This window comes from Thalassotalea sp. HSM 43, assembly GCF_004752005.1.
GTDB lineage: Bacteria > Pseudomonadota > Gammaproteobacteria > Enterobacterales > Alteromonadaceae > Thalassotalea_A.
The window spans coordinates 666,127-686,468 of the sequence record NZ_CP038493.1 but is presented as its reverse complement, the minus strand read 5'-3'; the positions used below and the strand labels follow the sequence as shown (position 1 = coordinate 686,468).

Here is a 20,342-nt window from a genome sequence, read left to right as displayed (position 1 = left end):
ATGAACGTAAATAAAATAACCAAAACCAGCCTTTGTTTGGCAATAGGCCTCGCGCTAACGGCGTGTGGTGATAGTAATGATGAAGCCGATAGACCTGTGCTGCCAAAACAATCAGCAGACAAAACCCACAGTGTCGCTAGACAATGGAATGAGGTGTTGCTGCAAGGTATTCGCAATGATTTTGCCAGACCAACAGTACACGCTCGCAATTTGTTTCACGTGTCTGCGGCCATGTATGATGCATGGGCGTTATATAGCGACGATGACAGCTATTTAGCGGGGAAATCATTAAATAATAATGAGTGTCGTATTGATATTGAATTGCAGACTGATGATAGCAAAAGCGCGCAGCAAACAGCGATAAGTTATGCTGCATATCGCATTATTCAGCATCGCTTTGAGTTATCTCCAGATGCCGAGCATACCTTTGAGCTTGCCAATAAGTTGATGCAAGAGTTGGGTTATGATGAGGATTATGTAGACACAGAATTAAGCCCAAATGATGCCGCAGCGTTAGGAAATTATATCGCCGAGTGCTATATCGCTTATGGCTTTGACGATGGTGCCAAAGAAGATATCCTCTATAGCAATATTGCTTACCAAGTGAGTAATGACGCACTAGACCCAGAGCTTCCCGGAAATCCTAATATCAGTGATTTGAATCGTTGGCAGTCACTCGATCTTGGTACCTACATTGACCAATCTGGCAATGAAGTAGCTGGCGCAATTGAATTTTTAGGTCCTGAATGGGGACAAGTGAAACCGTTTTCTTTATCCCAAGACGACCTAACCATCAAACAACGCGATGGCTTTGATTATTATATCTATCATGACCCGGGGATGCCGCCATTGGTAGACGATGAGTTGGCAGATGAATACGAATGGGGCTTTTCTTTAGTCAGTGAGTGGTCCGCTCAACTAGACCCAAGCGATGGCGTGATGATTGACATATCTCCAGCATCACAAGGCAATATTACGCTAGAGCAATACCCTAAAACATTTGCAGAGCATCGTGATTTCTATCAACTTGATGGTGGTGATATCGGCCAAGGTTATGCTCAAAACCCGGTTACCGGTCAGCCATACCAACAACAAATGGTACCAAGAGGCGATTATGCCCGAGTACTCGCTGAGTTTTGGGCTGATGGACCGGATTCAGAAACGCCACCGGGGCATTGGTTTGTTATCTTAAACACGGTATTTGATCATCCTGATTTTGTGCCTCGCTTTGCAGGGCAAGGCGATGTTCTTGATAACCTAGAGTGGGATGTTAAAGCTTACTTTACCTTGGGCGGGGCGATGCATGACTCAGCAATCAGTGCTTGGGGTATTAAAGGCTGGTATGACTATATTAGACCAATCTCTGCGATACGAGCCATGGCCGATTTAGGTCAGCGCAGTGATAATACTAAAGCAAATTATCATCTCCAAGGCTTGCGATTACAGCCTGGTTTGGTTGAGCTTGTTAAAGACGGTGATGTCCTAGCAGGTAGTGAAGGTGAACATGTAGGCAAGCTTAAACTGTTTGCTTGGCGCGGCCCTACGGCAATCTCTGATGCAAGTAACGATGTCGCCGGGGTTGATTGGATTTTGGCTGAGAATTGGTGGCCGTATCAGCGTCCATCATTCGTTACCCCGCCGTTTGCAGGTTATGTTTCTGGTCACTCTACATATTCACGTGCAGCCGCAGAGGTGATGACCAAGCTCACTGGCAGTGAATACTTCCCCGGCGGGATGAGCAGCTTTGCCATAACAGCCGATGACTTTTTAGTCTTTGAACAAGGGCCAAGTGTTGATATGACGCTGCAGTGGGCGACATACCAAGACGCGTCTGATCAGTGCAGCTTATCGCGTATTTGGGGAGGAATTCATCCACCAGCCGACGATATTCCCGGCCGTTTAATTGGTTATAAAATTGGCCAAGATGCGTTTCAATATGCGAGCCAGTATTTTAGCCAATAGATGTGGTAAGGTATTATAAAGTAATGAAAAAACCCACCATTAGGTGGGTTTTTTATTGGCGTTAATTAGCTTAAATTAACACGGTTAGTCTCTAACGTATTTTACTTTTAATAAGTCATCTTTACTAACCGATTGGATTTGACCAAGTCGACTGAAAAAGGCATAGGCTGAATCACCGGTCGCTTTCAGGTTATTAATGGTCGAACTAAAGTAGATATCTGCATAGAAGGTCGATGGGAACACTTGGGTGTTCATCGCCGGACCTGCACAGCGCTCTTCCACTAATGAATAGAGCTCTTTGATATTCGGTACGCGCCAGTCATTATGACCACCAGCAGTGTAGCTTTGCGCACTTTTGTGAGCATCTAACCAGTTGACTTCTTCTTGCTCACCTAAGCAACGACCTTGCTCATCACTCCAAGCTTGACCTAAATCACAACGTGCCCAGGTTAAGCCGGTTTTGTTGTCAAGTACGCTTTGACCGTCATCGCTGATATTAAAACGTTGATTATCGGCGGTGCCTTTAACATTATAAACACAGTGCTGGGTAGTGCTACCAACACCGCGGATGGTCTCAACTTGCGCAATTGCTGAAAAAGCAAATGTTGAACCTGCTAGTGCAACGCTGATAAGGGTTGAATTAAATTTCATGCTTGATTACTCCTGAGTTGCTGTGCGCACTAAGCGGGCGTTAAGGCGGGCGTCACCGGTATATGAGGCATTAAAGTGAAGCGCTTCACCGGTGCCAAAATCAACGACAATGACTTTACGAGTTTGATAATCTGGGTTGCCAACATTACCTGAAAGTGACCCACCTTCACCGGTACGGGTATTCGAGAAGTAGGCTTTATTTACCGCATGCTTAAACCACGTCGAGATGGCCGGTTTGCTTTTGTTGGTGCCACTATAATCAAAAATAGACAATAATTCGGTACCGTTTGGTATACGCCAATCGTTGTAGCCGCAATATCCTTGATCATTTGTTTGTTGCACAAACTCTTCTGTGGTTAAACAGGCTAAGAAAGTCGGATCACAATGCTCTAGGCGTTGTTCTGGTGTTTTACCAGGGTAACCAGCATTGGTTGCAGGGTCACTGTCATAGTAACTAAATCGTTCAAATTTATTGTGGATGCCCGATTGGTCGGTCTTTACTTCCCACATTAGACCGGTGACGTTGTCCAACAAACAGCTGTACTCGGTTGCATCATCGCTTAGCTCTGTGCCATCAGCGGCAATTTTAGTAAAACTAAAGCCGGCAATACCGTCACTGTTGTCATTGTTCGTCGCATCGCGGCCTTGAGTCGCATCTTGATTGAGTGGCGTATAACGATCAGACTCAATGTCTGCACAAATTTGATCGTTTAAATGGCCTTCACTGACATTATCACCAAAACCAAAGTTACCACATGTGGTTACACCACTGTCGTTTAATGCCATTGGGATATAAGTAAAGTTTTCAGTGACATAGACATCAATACTATTTGAGTTTGATTTGCCACCTGAATCGGTTGCGGTCAGTGCGAACTGTAATTTAGTAAACCCATTGCCAACTTGTGGTGTGGTAAATGTCGCATGAGCTGCAGTTGGATCAACAATACTTACTGCCTCTCCACCAATTTGCATCCATTGGTAACTCATCTCTGAGGCAAAATCTTGCCCATCAATGACTTGACTGAATAAGGTAACCGTTTGCTCGGAAGAGACCACTAGATCAGCCATATCTTCAACCGTTGGTTGAGTATTTTCTGGCGTGCTGGCAGGGGATATGGTGATATCTATCGTTGATTCTTCACTAAATCGTTCGGTACTGGCAATCACTTTTATAGTAATGGTGGTGACTTGCTCAACACTTGGCAATTTAACGTTTAAGGTTTCTTTACCGAGTTCCTCGGTTACCAATGCAATATTGTCTGGTAGTACCCAGTCAAAACTCATGCTATCGGTAAGAAACGCTGTGGCATTTGCCCCAAAGTATTTAGGGTTTGCCGTTAAACTGATTTTACTGTGTGCCGTGGTATCAAACGCGGCACCTAAATTTACTGTCAAACGAGTGGTATCACTGGCTAAAAAGATTGAGCCAATGAGTTCCAGTTTGCTGGTATCTTCTTGCAGTAAATAGGCAAGAATTGAGTTAACTACGGCTTGCATTGAGGTCGCTTCGATATGTTGCTGCAATTGCTGTAGCGATATATTTGATTGGCCCTCATCGACAGACTCAACGTATGGGTCTTGTGCGAGTGAAATGTTTAAGCCTTTTTCTATTTCAATAATGGCGTTTTCTTCACTGATAGTGACCATTTCACCAAGTTGCGCTCGTGCATCGATATATTGACGAACCAAATGCGTAAATGGTGTCACATCACATGCTGCGCGTTCGTCTGCTTCACAGATAGCGGCGATATCATCTTGCCAACTAGGCTCTAGAATGAGGTTACCATCTTCATCGCGTTTCGGGATTGGTTGGTCAAACTCATCTTTTTTAAGCGAGCCATCTTCATTTTTTTCATACTGTGGGGTATAGGTCAGATGACTTGATTGCACTACATAGCCGTTATTTAAAGAGTTATTAACCGCAACAGAGAAACTGCCATCATCAGCAGGAATACCCGAGCCAATTAATGTACCTGCCAAGTCATATATATCGACTTTATAAGGTGGTTCATTATTGCCATCGCTTTCAATAACCGCTTGATCTTCATATTGTTCGCGGGTTTCGGCAAGCGGGCGGGCATATAACATACCGCTAATTACTGGGTTAACATTAACGGTAAGGGTGTCACTGCTGGTGGCACCTTCGTTGTCGGTAACGGTAACGCTGACTGAAAATGGAGATGAATTGCTTACCGCAGGCGTTGTGAAACTGGCGGTTGCTTGGTCATTTACCGTAAATACCAAATCGGCACTGGTACTTGTCCAAAGATAAGAGGCAATTTCACCATCGACGTCGTTAGCATCGACGCTGACTGATGCCGTACTTTGCTCATTGACGCTGACATTGGTGATGTTATTGACCAATGGCGCGGTATTAATTGCTTCAATACTAAAGCTTACCGTATCGCTTGCGGTTGCACCGTCATCATCGGTTACCGTTAGTTGAAACTCAACCGTCGGTGCGGCATCCAAGGCACTGACAATTGGTGTTGTAAATTGTAAATCGGCTGAGCTTGTACCATTACTCATGGTCATTGCTGGGCCGGAAATTTGGCTCCAGCTGTAGCTGCTAATCGAACCATCTGAATCGCTGGCAGTTGCGGTTAACACCACATTTTGTTGTTCTTGCACCGAACCTGGCGAGCTAATGCTAACGCTTGGTGCTTTGTTCTCAGGTGTCTTATTGTCTGGTCCATCTGGCGTTGAGCCGCCACCACCGCCACCACATGCGGTAAGCACGAGCAGACTGGAAAAGGTAATTCCTAAATGCTTCATTTATTATTCCTCTAATTATTATTTGGCTGTTGTTATTTTTAAAGCGCCAATTTTCGACACTTCAATGTAAACCAATCAATTTCTGCTCGCTTTCGCCAGCACCACTATAAGTCGTGGATTAATCAATGAGGAATAACGCTGTTTAAACTTAATTGCTAATTAAATCATGTGCTTATACTTGGTTTTTGGCTGGGGTTTGTGATCGCTTTATTGATGTGTTGTTTAACACTTTTTAACAAAATATCAGCATCAGACTTTTAAAGTTCACTTGCTTAACCTGTTTGTTACTCGCTTAACACTTTTTAACATAATTCGTACATCTCATTATCGATAATCGAGGCGCTAATTTATAAGCCGTTAAAGGCAAAAAATACCACCCTTGGTCGATGGTCACGCCGTCGAACCTCAAAATAATTATGATAAGGGGATAGTCTTGAAGTTTAATCGCATACTTGCTGCCATATGCGCGGCAGGTTATTCAATTGGCGTCGGTGCGACTGTGACCAGCTCAGAGAATGAAACCGAGCTAAAACAAGTAACAGGTCAAGCCATCGTTACGCAAAAACTGCTGCAAAACAGCGAGCTTACCGCCAATCACGGCAGGGTTAACCACGTGATTGATAATGGCAAGCAAAGTAAATTTGTTGCAGAACAAAATCTTGTTGGTAAACAACGTTTTGTGGTGATGTTGAAGCAGCCATCGGGCAGTCATTTTGATTCGCATATTCTAGCCAATAGTGGCAGTCAAAAACTGGCGCAATCAAGCCAACTGCAAACGCTTGCTCACAGCTATAAAACCCGCGCTGAGTACGAAGCCTACATTCTTGCAGAACAGCAAGATTTAGTCAGACAAATTAATCGCCAAGGCCACTCGGTCAATATTAGGCACCAATTCAGTAAGGCGCTAAACGGTTTCACCATTGAAGTCGATACTGAGCTAGCAAAATATATTTCAAACTTGCCAAGCGTGGCTAAAGTGATGCAGTTAGGTGCGTCTCGCCTACAGTCCTACAGCACAGGTAAAGATATTGGCGCGGATAGCATTTGGAATGGTTTATCGGGCTTTTCGAGTGAGCAGTATCGTGGTCAAGGTATGTTGGTGGCGGTATTAGATACCGGTATTAATTCAGACCATCCATCATTTGCAGATCAGCCATTTGATCAGCAAACCAGCTTAATTTCAAACTTTCCTAATACAGACAACGTTGGCGTTTGTGCCAGTTCTGCTGACGCTGAACAGCGTTGTAATGATAAATTGATTGGTATTCGCGCCTATCAACAGATTAAAGATGTCACCTTGGGCAATGGCGATATCCCGGCATTGACCTTGTATAACGGTGCCGAGCACGAGTTCGTTTATCAAGATGGCGAAGATTATAATGGCCATGGCTCCCATGTCGCCAGTCTGATTGCTGGTAATCAACTTACCGATGTCAGTTTGCATTACCCGTCATACAAACAATGGCAAGCCGATGGCGTATCGCTCAATGTGTCTAAACACGATGTCGCTGGTATTGCACCGGATGCGCAAATCATTTCTTACCAAGTCTGTGATCCGATTGGCAATGATGTCAGTTGCCCAGATGAAGTAGTGTTGCAAGCCATCGAAGACGCCATTAACGATGATGTCGATGTGATTAACTTCTCTATCGCGAAAGCCGCCGGTGGTAACCAAAACCCATACCAAGACGCGGTTGAACTGGCGTTTTTAAATGCCCATAAAGAAGGCATCGTTGTTGTTACCGCAGTCGGTAATGGTGATAACTACGGTCGCGGATTAGGTGATCATCCATCGCCTTGGCTACTGAGTGTTGGTGCGGCAGATAAAAGCGAATCTTATGTGGTCGGCACGGCCGTCACCGAGGTTGGCGGCGGCGATCCAGAAAGTATTCCTAAACGCTTAGATTTTGCTGGATTGGTGGCTATTACCGAATACAGTGCCAATACAGGTTATGTCGGCGCCTCTTTCTCAGGTAACCCTGTGGTTGCAGCAGCAAAAATTGACACATCATTGTATTCACCTGAGCAACAGCTGAATATCGCCTCGTGTATTGATTTACCAGAAAATGTTTTTGCCAGTAATGAAATATTGGTTTGTCTTGCCAACGGCGAGGGCAATACCGATTTATTACCAGGGTTTAATGCTTATCAAGCCTATCAGCACATGGCTGAGCAGGCAGAGCTTGCAGGTGCCGGTGGTTTATTGATTGTACCGAGTGATTTTGCCACTCCTAATTTGACCGTAAATTATACTAATCAGGCGTTTCCTGTCAGCTTTATGCGCTCAACGCCGCAAGATGATTCCAATGTAATCTACGATTGGGTGCTTACCTCAAATGAGATGAATTTACTGGTTGAGGCAACCATTAATCCACTGTCTGAATTTAGATACCCAACCATACTGGGCATGATGTACAGCAATAATACCGCGGCAGGTCCAGGTGCGGGAATAAATGGTGAGTACATGCTACCAAGTGTTGTTGCACCTGCGGTCAACGTATTAGCCGCCTCTGCTGACCAACGCCCGTTTAATGAATTTGGCAATAGCTCTGATTGGTTACCTCGTTCAGGAAGCTCGACCGCGACTGCCGTGGTTTCTGGTGCTGCTGTTTTAGTAAAACAAGCTCACCCAGATTGGTCACCTTCGGAAATTATTTCTGCCTTAACGCTTACCGCGCAACCGGCTATTCATATTGGCAATACCGAGATATATGGGCTGCCAGATGCTTACACCATGGGTGCTGGTTTAATTAATGTTGAACGAGCCATTAATACCGGCTTGGTGATGCATGAAAGTGTTGAAAACTTTATGGCTGCAGACCCTCAAGCACATAATGTTTCAGACTTAAATATGCCAGCGGTTATTGAACGTGCTTGTTACGGTAAATGTAGCTTAACTCGTACTTTTAAGGCCACCCGAGATGGTAGCTGGCGTTCAGAAATCTTCATGGATTATGCCTCGGCAACGGCGACAGTTAGCCCTGCCAACTTCACCTTGAAAAAAGGTGAGAGCATTGATATCACCATTGATTTTACCGTTGTTGATGAATCGGCGCGTTTTGGCTGGGATTTCGATAACTGGGAAAATCAATACGATGAAGACAGTACAGATATCATCAATAACGAAGGTAATTTAACCGGTGGTGATTTGGTGTTCTTCGCGGATGATAAAACCATTCCAGAAGTACATCTGCCACTTGCCGTTGAATCCAAGTTAGATATCGGTAATGACATGCATCGTGTCGATATTGCCTTAAATAAAGGCTCTAAAGTACTGCCTTTGTTCACCACCGACGATGTGACAACAGCATTGTTCACTGCATATCAGCCTGTGGTATCAGCCCCAGTTGAGACCGCAATTGTGCCAATCCACAGTTTAGATGACATGAGTTGTTATTTGAATCACCCACAGTTTTGTGAATTTACTTTGTTTGATGTTGAGCAGCACATGGCCGATCAAACCGCGCACATTGAATGGTTGCGAGTCGAACAGGGTAGCAAGCGATTATTTGCTGAAGCACAAGAAGTAGGGGTTCGTAACCTTACTGAAAACCGTCGTCGTAATGCAGTAAAAGTGGCGGTAGGTCGTGATTTAAATAAAAACTCACGAGTGGATTTTAGAGAAGAATTGTTATGTATCTCTGATTTCGCGCCACCGATGTCATCAAACGATGACACCCCAGGCTCTAATAACTTCTGCAGTATCACCGACCCTGAGGCAGGTGACTATTGGGTTATGTATCAGTGGGCTAGTGGCTTTAGTCGCGAATACACTGAGTTCTTTAAAGAGCAGCTGACAACAACCATTAAAACCCATTCTGGTGTGGTAAGCGGTCAACCGGCGAACAATATCTTCTTAACCGCAGATACGGTGAGCAAAGAGGTGACGGTGCACTGGGATGCCTCATTAGCGCCAGGCGCAACTGTATTTACCGCTTTTAATGCGGTTGATGACAGCAAGACGGTTAATTTGAATTTAACTCGTGCCAATGATATTGCCACATTAACCAGCAAAGCTCGCCCAGAAGATATTGTTGCTGGCGCCGAAGTGGAGATGGAAATTCATTTTAAAGAAAATCTATCGGACGCGACCCAGTCCATCAATTTAACCACCATGCTACCGGCAGGAGTTGAATTGGTTGGCAGCATCATTCCAGAGACCAATAGCCACTTGCAACTTGCCGTACAAACGGCCAGTGAGCAATTCCGTATCTTTGGTTCAATCGCCAGCGCCAAGGGGCTTGCTCGAGACTACGTTATCACCACCAGTGATAACGATGATATGTGTCGTACCCCAGAAGTCGATGGTCAAAGTCACGGTAAATACCTTGAATTAGGTATGACGCCTATCACCGGCAGCGCCATGCGTCTTGATGAACAAGCGGATGAGCATTACTTATTGTCACCGATTGCTCGTACCATTATTTCAAACCCTCGCCGTATCGATGAAGATGGCGTGTTGGAGTCTGAAAAAGATTGGGCAGCAAGAGTGCATTTCGATCAGTGGGGGCCGTTTAATTGGATGGCAACGGTGGACGCAGATGGTCAACAATACATTGACCGCGAGCATGTCACTATTGATCTGCAAGAGGTTTTTGCCGACTCCGATATAAGCACCCCGTGGGTGTCATTTTTCGGTAACAGTGATTACGCTCGTGGCCGTTATATGTATGTGTTTGGCAATGGTTTTATTGATTTTCAAAACTTTGCCGGGGCGAACCCATTAGGCACCGGAACACCAAACTTCAGCGATTTGTTTAATTTTGCCCATAGTGGCGGGTTAAACGGCGGTAACTTGTCTAATACCATTGCGCCATTGTGGCGTGCAGCAGGTTTTAATGAGCAGTTTATTACGCCATTTAATCCAAACCCTGAACAAGGTGAAGAGCTCTCTGGTATTGCTGTCGGCCATGTTGGCAGCAAACTCGTAGTCGATTATAAAAATATGCAAACCGGTTGGAAGCAAACCTGTTTGCATCAGCAATCGATCAATCTTGAAGATGGCAATGTGGGCACCCAATGTTTGTTGAACAATGGCGAATACGATTACTTTAGTAATACCCAAGGTAAGTCTATTCACCCAAGCCTAATGGAGTTTTACGGTAACGACCGTTATAACATGCAAATCTTTATGGAAACCGGAGAAGCGAAAAACCGCGCTGGTGACTATGAAGTGATCATTGCTTATGGCGACATCAAACGTATTATTTTTGAAGACGAGACGTTGCATTACGGTGATACCTTGTTAGACGACGCCTTATATAGCGCCAATATTGGTTTGCTTGGTCATGAAGGCTATCGCAATAGCTTTGGTGGTGTTTATCACGGTGCAGAATACTACAACTCAAGTAAAGCTGCAGACCGTTCAGAGATATTTAATGCCGTAAAACGCGATAAAGTGGTTTGTTTTGATTACGCCGGACCAAGTGCTAAATCGGGTAAAGTTCGCTTTACGGTGCGCTTACCTGATGATGCTGTTGCCGGTCAGACGTTCGAATTTGATTTAACCAATTCAGGTTCAAATACCGAATTTAGTAACAGTGCACAATTACTGGTAGCGCCATCTCTTGGTTTATCGCAATTGGCAAATCTAAGCATCACTGAAGACAGTCCAGCGCGTATGGTTACCGCAGCCCTGTCTGATGCCGATGTTACGGCCTATGTTGAGTCTAGTGATCGCTTTATTCAGGCCGATGCCACGGTTGTTGGCTCGCAGCTGCAAATCAGTATTCAAAGTGACGCCGACTACTACACTACGTCACCTGCGGTCATATCGGTACAGTTGGTATCAAATAGCAACGCTAATGATGTGGTTCATGCCAGTTTTGAAGTGAACGTCGATGCCATCAATGATGCACCTGAATTGTTTTATGAACAGGACAGCTTTGCCATCATGAGTGATGAATTTGTCGAGCTTATTGCCTTTGCAACGGACAAAGATGGCGATCAATTAATCTATACCTGGTCAGGTGAATATATTGACCAGTCGCAAATTAATAATGCCTCAATTAACTTATCGAACTTGCCAGCAGGTGAGCATGTTTATCAATTGCATGTGACCGATGGTCAGGTTGAGGTAAGTAAATCATTTACGGTCTCTGTTACCCAAGCAGAAGAAGATGCGTCCACACAACGCAAAGAACCAAGCGGCGGTGCCGTGCTTTGGTTATCACTTTTCACCCTTCTTAGCATCTTCAGGAAACGTACCCTGACGATCAAATAACCGATGCGCATAGCCTGCTTGGTGGGCTATGCAATTGCAAGAAGCTAAGAAGACATTTGGAAAAGATTATGTTGAAGAAAAAATTACCATTAACGCTGGCCATTGCCAGCGCCCTGACAGTGTCAGGCGTTGGTGCAATCTCCCACGACTTTAATCAGGTTGCAAACCATAACCAGCAGCACACAGGTGTTGCTAAGCCTTATCAATTACAAAGTCAGTTTGATAGCCAACAACGTGCCACGTTTCAGTGGTTTGATGCGCAGCAAAGTCAAAATCATTTAAATTTTGTTGCCGATAAACAACAGCAAATTGAACGCGCCGCGTCACATCATTTTGCCAGTGTCGCCAGTCAGCACGGCTTTATTAATAATGGTGCTAGCCAAGCGAAAGTCAGCACCGTGCATACAAGTGCCAATGGCCCAATCATCATGCGCTATCAGCAACAGGTCAATGGTGTTGATGTATTCAGTTCGCAAATAAATGTGGTCATGGATCAAAACTTACGTGCTGTTGCCAGCAGCGGCACCTTTGCACCGATTGTCGGTGAAGCGGCGTCATTATCGTCATTACCAGGCGATGCGGCGAAAGCCTCTGTTGTTGCTGCATTTCGCGACGCCGGTGTTAGCATTAGCGACTCAGCATTAACAGCTCTGGGGCGTCGAGGCAAATTTGATGAGTTCGAGATCAACCAACAACAGGATGCTATTGACTCTGAAAGTTGGGGCCTAGGTAAATCTGCGGCGCAGTTTATCTATTTCCCTAAGGCGAAGGGCGTAGAGCCGGCCTTTATGATCAACTTACAACGCATGGTGGAAAACGAAACGCGCAGTGAAATGATGGGTTATATCGTTTCTGCAATCGATCAGCGGATTCTGCACAAAGGCAAATTGGAAGCGGATCATAGTTTCCGTTACCGTCTGTATGCGGAAACCGAGTCGCCATTTAAGCCATACGACTCGCCAACCACCATTGAAGTATCGCCATACCCTATCGGTCTTGACCCACAAAGCTATGGCGATTATCAGCAACATTTGCACGACAGTAACTTAGTTACCATCGATCATGCCGGTGTCAGTACGCAAGATCCATGGTTGCCTGAAAGTTCAAACTGGGCACAAGGCAATAATGTTTGGGCGTTCGTTGATAAGGTGCCGCCAGAAGGCTTTAATCCAGTAGAAGACTTGGATAACGAACGTATTGAAAACGGTGATTATTACTTAATGACCTCGTCGGCGGGTACGTTCAGTTATACATACAATTACCGTGCACCGGCAAGCGAAGATAACAACGTAAAAGCGGCCATGACGTCGATGTTTTACGTGAATAACTTCTTGCATGACTGGTTTTATGACTCAGGATTTGATGAGCAGTCAGGTAACGCGCAATTTGATAACTATGGTCGTGGTGGCCTAGATCGTGACCCAATTGAAGCTCGTGTAGATTTCAACTCAGCCAATAACGCATCAATGGCGACGCCACCAGATGGCCAAGTACCTATCATGCGCATGTATCCATGGGGCTTATATGAATTAGGTTTTGAAATTCGAGGTATGCTGGATGAGTATTACAGCGAAGACGACGCGACCGATGCTAACGGGGAAAAGTTCTTTTGGGTGCCAAGTTTTGGCCGTTCCGTGTTTGGTCCGTCTACGTTTACCATCGAAGATGATAAAGATACGACGGATATCAATGAAAATGAATTGGTTATTGCTTATGACGGTGAAGGGGTAGACGGACAAGATCTGTGTGAACCGGCTATCAATGCAGAAGAATTGCGCGGTAAAACGGCATTGATTCGCCGCGGTAACTGTAATTTCTTCCAAAAAGCATTGCACGCACAAGCCGCAGGGGCAACGGCTTATCTTATGACCAATCATGTCAAAGAAGGTCAAGTTAACGCAGCCGGTAACGCTGGCGGTACCATCAATATGGCGTTAGGTCCGAATGATGATGCCTCGGATATGGAAATTCCCGGTGTGTTCTTATCCTATGAGCATGCTGAGCCGGTTTACCTGTCGATGCAAGCGGGTGAAAAAGTTCGTATTGACGTTGAAGTCGAAACCGATCAAAACCACTCTGCTTTTGATACCAGTATCGTTGCCCACGAGTGGGGTCATTATTTAACCAATCGCTTGATTCACAATGCCTGGGGCTTAATGCAATGGCAGGGTGCGTCACTAGGTGAAGGTTGGTCTGACTTTGTGGCCTTGATGTTGATGCTCAAAGAAGAAGATCGTCATATTGTCGGCAACGAGCAATTTGCAGGTCATATTCCAATGTCGACCTTTGTAGGTCGTAACCTGGTTGGTAATGCATCGTTTGCCGAAGGTATTCGTCGATACCCATACACCACAGACATGAATGTTAACGGCTTAACCTTAGGTCATATCGCCTTTAGCGCGCAGTTGCCTGATCACCAGCAGGGGGCATTCCATGCTGAACATCCGGTGCCGAATAACGAGGTGCATAATGCCGGTGAAGTTTGGACGGCGGCACTTTGGGAAGTCTATGTTGCCTTGCACAATGAACGCAGTGATTTGAGTTTCGACATGGTTGAGAAACGCATGAAGGAGTACTTGGTCGCCAGTTTGAAAATTACACCGTATTGGCCAACCTTTACCGAAGCTCGCGATGCTTTGCTGGCGGTAACCGCCGCAACCGATAGTCGAGACTTCGACATCATGCTAACAGCATTCGCCAAACGAGGTTTTGGTTTGGATGCGGTAGCACCGGATCGCACCGATTTCTTATTTGACAACGTACGTGAAGGTTTTGCCACGCAATACCCATCGTTTGTGGTCGATAATGTTACCGCCGACTACCAATATTTGGGCAACTCAGGATTTTACTGTGATATCGATGGTTCATTAGATGTTAATGAGACCATGCAAATTACCTTGCACCTTAAAAACCTAAGCAATATGCCATTGACGGGTGTGCATGCGGTGATTGATAGCATCTCTGATATTACCTTATCCGTCGATGGGGTCGAATTAACGGATGGCCGATTACCAATACAATTCAATGAAAACAATTACGGTGAAGTGATTGAATTCCCATTTGAGGTGACTTTACACAGCGCCGAGCCGTTATCGACAGTGCGTTTTGATATTCGCTTTGACAGTGATAATGCTGACGCCATTGTACCACCTGTTGGTACAGCCTGGACCAGCGCTGAAACCGATATCGTCAAAAACGAACACCAATTAACGCGTTTTGAAGACAATACCTCATCCGAATCCGATTGGACCACGACGGCGGACAACGTGTCTCCTGCCGCTTATGGTAATGCGGTGTTCCCTTGGGTATTAGATAACGGTTTTGGTGCCAATACGCTTGGTTTACGTCAAGGACAAATGTTCTGGGGCGCGGCAAGTCCAACTCGAGTATTAACCAGCCTGCAATCACCAGACGTTATCGTCAATGAGAGCGGTGATTTTGCCTTTGAATTTTTCCATATTTATGAGTTTGAAGTCGCTGAATACCGAGCAGCAGGTGCGCCGGAAGATGCGCCTTGGACACTAGAGTATTGGGATGGCGGTGTTATCGAAATCAGTGTTAATGGCGGCGAATGGCGCGACATTACTGAATTCAATGCACTGATGTCAGACCCATATGATGCGGTTATTCACGGCACATTTGCCAAAGAAGTGGCAGAAAGTCAAAACCCATTAGGCCATCGTATGGGCTATGCCGGTCAACTGCCTGGTGGTGAAGATGTACGCATCGTCATTCCTGAAGGCGAGCTAAATGGTCAATCAGTGCGGGTACGCTTTGCTATTGGTACCGATGAGCAAGCGCCAACCGCGGGTTGGTTTATTGATGACTTTGTCTTTGAAAACACCCAAGCGCCAGCATTTTCGGCGGCAGTTGCTGAGCAACATGAAGCATGTGGTAATCGTGTGCCAATGATCCGTGTTGATAATCGCCAGCGATTTGTTGAGCGTGCTAACGGTCAACAAGCAACCATTAGCCTAAGTGCCGATGTGGTTGATGTTGATAATGATGATGTCAGCGTCAGTTGGACACAAATATCCGGTCCATCTGCGCAACTGCTTAATGCCAATTCCACGCAAATGAGCTTTGTTGCTCCCGTAATCAATCGCAATGAAGAATTGATGTTTGAAGTGACCGCAACCGACTCGCACAACAATGCCCGTAGCAAAGAGGTGATTGTTAGCCTTATCGACGTCAATATTGCGCCAACGGTGCAAAGTATCAATCTCACCGTTACCGAAGGTGATCGGGTTGAACTTGAAGCCTTAGCTGAAGATGGCGATTTTGATGCGTTACTGTTCAGTTGGCAGCAAACCAATGGTGATGCGGTGCAAATGCAAGGCGCGCGCACGCAAGTGCTTAGCTTTAATGCGCCAAACGTTGACGACACACAAGACTTCGAGTTCTTGGTGACGGTAACCGATGGCAGTGCAAGCGATACGGCAATAGCAACCGTAACCGTAGAACCACGAGAGTCCAATGTATCCAGCGGTGGTGGCCTTAGTTGGTTATCGCTTTTGCTATTAACTTTGCTGGCGCGTATGCGCGCCAGCAAGGCTCAGATTTAGTCTTTAACTTGCGGATATATAAAGAGAATAATTATGCAAAATAAAGTTACTGCGCCGTTTAAGCGCACGTTGATTGCCGCAACGTTATTAACCGTGTTTGCATCGGGTCATGTCAAGGCCGATGCGACAACGGGTCATATTTCAGGGCAAACGATCACCTATAACGACGCGCCGGTTGAAGGCGTTGAAATCACCATCATTAATGTCGATACCGGTTATAGCAAAACCATCACCTCTGATGATGATGGTAAATACCGTTTTCCACTATTGCCTGCCGGTACCTATAACATCATTGCCCACAAAGATGGCTACTTGGTGACCGAGCAAAACAATGTCGACGTCAACATTGGTGGTAAAACCTTAATTAACATCGGCATGAATGAAGAGGGCGTAGAACGCATTGAAGTTCGTGCGACGACGATCGCAGCCATTGATACCACCAATACCGAATCTGGCTTGGTGATATCTAAAGATGAACTTGAGCTGCTGCCGGTGCCGCGAGATATGAGTTCGGTGGCGCTATTGGCGCCAGGCACCAACAAAGGTGATGCGGCGTTTGGTAACCTAGTGTCGTTTCCTGGTGCATCGGTAGCGGAAAACGCTTATTACATCGATGGCATCAACATTACCGATGTACGTACCGGTCTTGGTTTTAGCCAGCTGCCTTGGGAAATGTTCCAAGACTTTCAAGTGAAAACCGGTGCTTTCTCGGCTGAATACGGCCGTGCTGTCGGCATCATCAGTGCCACCACCAAAAGTGGTACGAATGAGTTTCAAGGCGGGGTTAACGCGCGTTACATTCCTGATGAATTACGTGAAGACCGTCCGGATGTAAAGCGCACCGATATTGGCGCTGAGCTATACGGTACGGAGTATTTCGCCATTAACCATGGTCGCACTTACGACAAAGTTGATCTCGATATTTGGGCCAGCGGTCCGATCATTAAAGACAAACTGTTCTTCTACGCGATTTATAATCCGTTGTTTGAAACCCGTGAAAATGCCAGCTTGTGGCGTTATACCGAAACCGACAGTGACGATGCAATTTGGGCAACTAAGTTTAACTGGAATATCAGTGATGACCATCGACTTGATTTTACGTACTTTAACGATGAGCGTGAGTATGAAGTCAGTTCAAAGCCTTATGATTTAACCAACAAGGTGATCGGCAGCTATTACTTCAAACCAAGTATCGACGCTGAAGATGCCAATCATGGTCGCGTGGTGACGCCGATTGTCGGTAATAACTTTGGCTCTTACGAGCAAGTTGAAGGTGGTGAAAACTACTCATTAAAATACACCGGCTACTTCCTTGATGGCGACTTAACCATGTCGGCAATGCTCGGTCACAATGAATCGCAAATCTCGAATCGTTCACTGGTGAATGAAGGTCAGACTCGCATTATTGACAGTAAAACCGGTATTATTTTGCACGGTCCTTCGGTCGGCAATTTTGGTACATCGCGCAATGAACGAGATCAATTTCGAGTCGATTTTGACTACTTCTGGGGCGATCATGAATTCCGTTTTGGTGTTGATATAGAAGAGCTTGAAGCCTACGAAAACCGTGACGCATATGGCTCAGGTACGTACACCATGTCGGTAGGTACCGATAACTTGATTGATTACCTTGAAGGCTCGACCGACGTTATTTACCAGCAAGACAGTGCCATTATCCAATCCGTTGATCTGAACAATAATGGTACCTATGAAACGGAAAACTTTGCGGTTTATATTCAGGATGAATGGCAGATTGCTGATAATGTGGTATTAAACCTTGGCCTGCGCTACGACGAGTTCACCAATAAGAATATCGAAGGCGATGATTTCATTAATATGGATGGTCAAATTGCGCCACGTTTGGGCTTGGCTTGGGATATCTTCGGTGATGGTGAGTCGGTATTTACCGCTTCATTTGGCCGTTTCTATCTGCCAGTTGCAACCAATACCAATATTCGTTTGGCGGGTAAAGAGTTATACATAATCAAACGTGATTTTCAGTTTGATAGCATTCCAGCGTCTGAGTTTGAAAACATTGCCGATATTTTGGGGAACAGCGAAGCTGACTTAATCGCTGCAGACGGTACCTTAAAAGATACCCGACGATTAGTCGATGCCGATATCGACCCTATGTATCAGGACGAATATACCATGAGCTTTGAACAGCAATGGGATGATTACGTTTGGGGCATTCGTGGTACCTACCGTGAGTTAGGTGAATCGATTGAAGATGTTACGGTACAGCGCGGTCTGGAAAAATATCTCGATGAGGTGTTTGACGAAGATTGTCCAGCATGTGCAGGCAGTCAAGCGGCTATGTATGTGTTGACCAACCCAGGTTCATCGGTGGATATCTGGGTCGATACCGATGATTATGTTGATGAAAACGGTAATCTGGTTAAGGGGCCAAAGGAAGCACGTAATTTTGTTATTCCTAACGAGTACTTGGAGTACCCGAAAGCGGAACGTAAATACATTGCTTGGGATTTGAAATTAACTCGCCCATGGCAAGATGATTTCACGTTCTCTGCAACCTATACCTGGTCCCATTCATGGGGCAATACTGAGGGCTTAGTCGACTCAGATATTGGTCAGCGAGATGCTGGTGCAACACAAAGTTTTGACTATGCAGCTTTGATGGATCATTCATACGGCGACTTGCCAAATGATCGTCGTCATACCTTTAAACTAACCGGTGCTTACGCATTCAATGAAGAGTGGTCTGTTGGTTTTAATGCAACATGGCAAACAGGTCGACCGAATAATTGTTTTGGTTATCACCCTGACGCTGGTGCGGTTCCATCAATATATGGGCCAACATCATTCTACTGTGAAGAAGAGGTCATTGACCCGGATAGCGATCCAGAAAATCCAGAATATATTGCTGAGTCGGTACCGAGTCCACGTGGTTCGAAAGGCCGCACGCCGACGACCTTTGTATTGGATTTAAGCTTAACGTATAAAACCACCATTATGGGGCTTGATACCAGAGCGCAATTGCAAGTGCAAAACGTATTTAATGAGATTGAAGCGACTCGATACTTTGAAACAGGTGAAGTGAGCGACATTACCTTGCCAAGGTTAAAAGAAATTAACCCTGAGATGATCGCCAACACCCATCCTGATTATGGTCTGGTGTCATCAACGACGGCACCACGTTATGTCGAATTGTCGATATCCGCTAGATTCTAGCGAGCGAAAGACAACGATTAATACGCGTATAATAAAAAACCACAAAGTTCGCTTTGTGGTTTTTTTATATTCGAGTTTGCCTACTGACGATAGATGTTAACCATCGCTTACTGACATGTCATTCCGGTTGAGCTGATTTACGGTCGATGCAGCCTAAATCTTTGTTGGGGGCGATAGCATCACGCACACATTGTTTTAATTCGGTTATTTCTGGAAATCGAGCCATTTTTTTGCGCGACCAAACCAGTTTGCCATTGGCGACGATTTCAAAAATCCCACCATTGCCCGGACGCAAAGTCAGCTCGTCAATGTCACCATCAAAGGTGGTCAATAATTCCTGCGCCATCCATGTTGAACGCATTAGCCAACGGCATTGAGAGCAATAGGTAATTTCTACTTTATTCATAATCGGATCTTTATCTTGTTTGTGCTTATTCGATGCAGCGCTTAGCTGAACTGTAGCTGAGCTGCATTGGCTTGTGCTATAGCTTAAACAGCTTTTTCGTTAGACGTGATACCGCGAATGCAATCGCTATCGCTAACACGAAATACAAGGCGACGAGGTAATTGGTAAAACTGGCCACGTGCACCTTAGCGTCAGCCAACAGGCATTGACCGGTTTGATAATCAAAGCGTCCACCATGATTTAAACAGTCATCAACGATAGTAAACTCGTTTATTAGCAAGATAACCAAAACCGCGACGACGACACCAAAAAACATGGCAATGGAGTGTTTGTTCATAAACGTTTCTTGATTCCTAATAGGACGATTGGTTACTGGCCTATTTATTAGAGATGTAATGAATCCGCCAAGCTGCGGTAACTAACCTTATCGGTCACACAAGGTAATGTACTGAAATAAACGGTATTGTCAATTTGCTTGCGGCCAAAATAGCAATAATGACTGTTTTAGCTGGTGGCACAATTGACTCATAAAAAACCACAGACAAAAGCGCAGACAAAGCCGCAAACA

At 45.3% G+C, this 20,342-nt stretch carries 8 protein-coding genes; 4 read left to right on the top strand and 4 right to left on the bottom strand.

From position 1 onward, the window contains the following. Positions 1-1,962 (top strand): vanadium-dependent haloperoxidase, encoded by a 1,962-nt coding sequence (locus tag E2K93_RS02855; RefSeq protein WP_135437639.1) that lies wholly within the window; start codon positions 1-3, stop codon positions 1,960-1,962. Between the two features lie 84 nt (positions 1,963-2,046). On the opposite strand, the gene E2K93_RS02850 is transcribed toward E2K93_RS02855, so the two are convergent. Together E2K93_RS02850 and E2K93_RS02845 are read right to left on the bottom strand one after the other, a co-directional pair. Continuing rightward, positions 2,047-2,613, bottom strand: coding sequence for a DUF1566 domain-containing protein (locus E2K93_RS02850; protein ID WP_135437638.1), 567 nt, complete (start codon positions 2,611-2,613; stop codon positions 2,047-2,049). 6 nt (positions 2,614-2,619) lie between these two features. Then, on the bottom strand, positions 2,620-5,388 hold the full coding sequence (locus E2K93_RS02845) for a DUF1566 domain-containing protein (RefSeq protein ID WP_135437637.1): 2,769 nt from the start codon (positions 5,386-5,388) through the stop codon (positions 2,620-2,622). A 433-nt stretch (positions 5,389-5,821) separates the two neighbouring features. Here E2K93_RS02845 and E2K93_RS02840 point away from each other — a divergent pair, with 433 nt between their 5' ends. The 3 genes from E2K93_RS02840 to E2K93_RS02830 all read left to right on the top strand — a co-directional run bounded on the left by E2K93_RS02840 (position 5,822) and on the right by E2K93_RS02830 (position 19,368). Continuing rightward, positions 5,822-11,611 carry a S8 family serine peptidase gene (locus tag E2K93_RS02840; RefSeq protein ID WP_135437636.1) on the top strand — a complete coding sequence of 1,930 codons (5,790 nt, stop codon included), beginning with the start codon at positions 5,822-5,824 and terminating at the stop codon, positions 11,609-11,611. A 68-nt stretch (positions 11,612-11,679) separates the two neighbouring features. Further along, a complete protein-coding gene (locus E2K93_RS02835) occupies positions 11,680-16,176 on the top strand; it encodes a M36 family metallopeptidase (protein WP_135437635.1) in 4,497 nt (1,498 codons plus the stop codon). Between the two features lie 33 nt (positions 16,177-16,209). Further along, positions 16,210-19,368 carry a TonB-dependent receptor gene (locus tag E2K93_RS02830; RefSeq protein WP_135437634.1) on the top strand — a complete coding sequence of 1,053 codons (3,159 nt, stop codon included), beginning with the start codon at positions 16,210-16,212 and terminating at the stop codon, positions 19,366-19,368. Positions 19,369-19,486: 118 nt separating this feature from the next. On the opposite strand, the gene E2K93_RS02825 is transcribed toward E2K93_RS02830, so the two are convergent. Next, on the bottom strand, positions 19,487-19,774 hold the full coding sequence (locus E2K93_RS02825) for a SelT/SelW/SelH family protein (RefSeq protein ID WP_228445462.1): 288 nt from the start codon (positions 19,772-19,774) through the stop codon (positions 19,487-19,489). Between the two features lie 76 nt (positions 19,775-19,850). Further along, positions 19,851-20,111: a hypothetical protein gene (locus E2K93_RS02820; RefSeq protein WP_135437632.1), complete on the bottom strand. Its 261-nt coding sequence runs from the start codon at positions 20,109-20,111 to the stop codon at positions 19,851-19,853. Positions 20,112-20,342 lie beyond the last annotated feature (231 nt).

What these genes read in the sequence shown, in the direction of transcription:
- E2K93_RS02825 (WP_228445462.1), bottom strand. Translation starts at nt 19,774, where the DNA reads ATGAATAAAGTAGAAATTACCTATTGCTCTCAATGCCGTTGGCTAATG.
- E2K93_RS02850 (WP_135437638.1), bottom strand. Translation starts at nt 2,613, where the DNA reads ATGAAATTTAATTCAACCCTTATCAGCGTTGCACTAGCAGGTTCAACA.
- E2K93_RS02820 (WP_135437632.1), bottom strand. Translation starts at nt 20,111, where the DNA reads ATGAACAAACACTCCATTGCCATGTTTTTTGGTGTCGTCGTCGCGGTT.
- E2K93_RS02835 (WP_135437635.1), top strand. Translation starts at nt 11,680, where the DNA reads ATGTTGAAGAAAAAATTACCATTAACGCTGGCCATTGCCAGCGCCCTG.
- E2K93_RS02845 (WP_135437637.1), bottom strand. Translation starts at nt 5,388, where the DNA reads ATGAAGCATTTAGGAATTACCTTTTCCAGTCTGCTCGTGCTTACCGCA.
- E2K93_RS02830 (WP_135437634.1), top strand. Translation starts at nt 16,210, where the DNA reads ATGCAAAATAAAGTTACTGCGCCGTTTAAGCGCACGTTGATTGCCGCA.
- E2K93_RS02855 (WP_135437639.1), top strand. Translation starts at nt 1, where the DNA reads ATGAACGTAAATAAAATAACCAAAACCAGCCTTTGTTTGGCAATAGGC.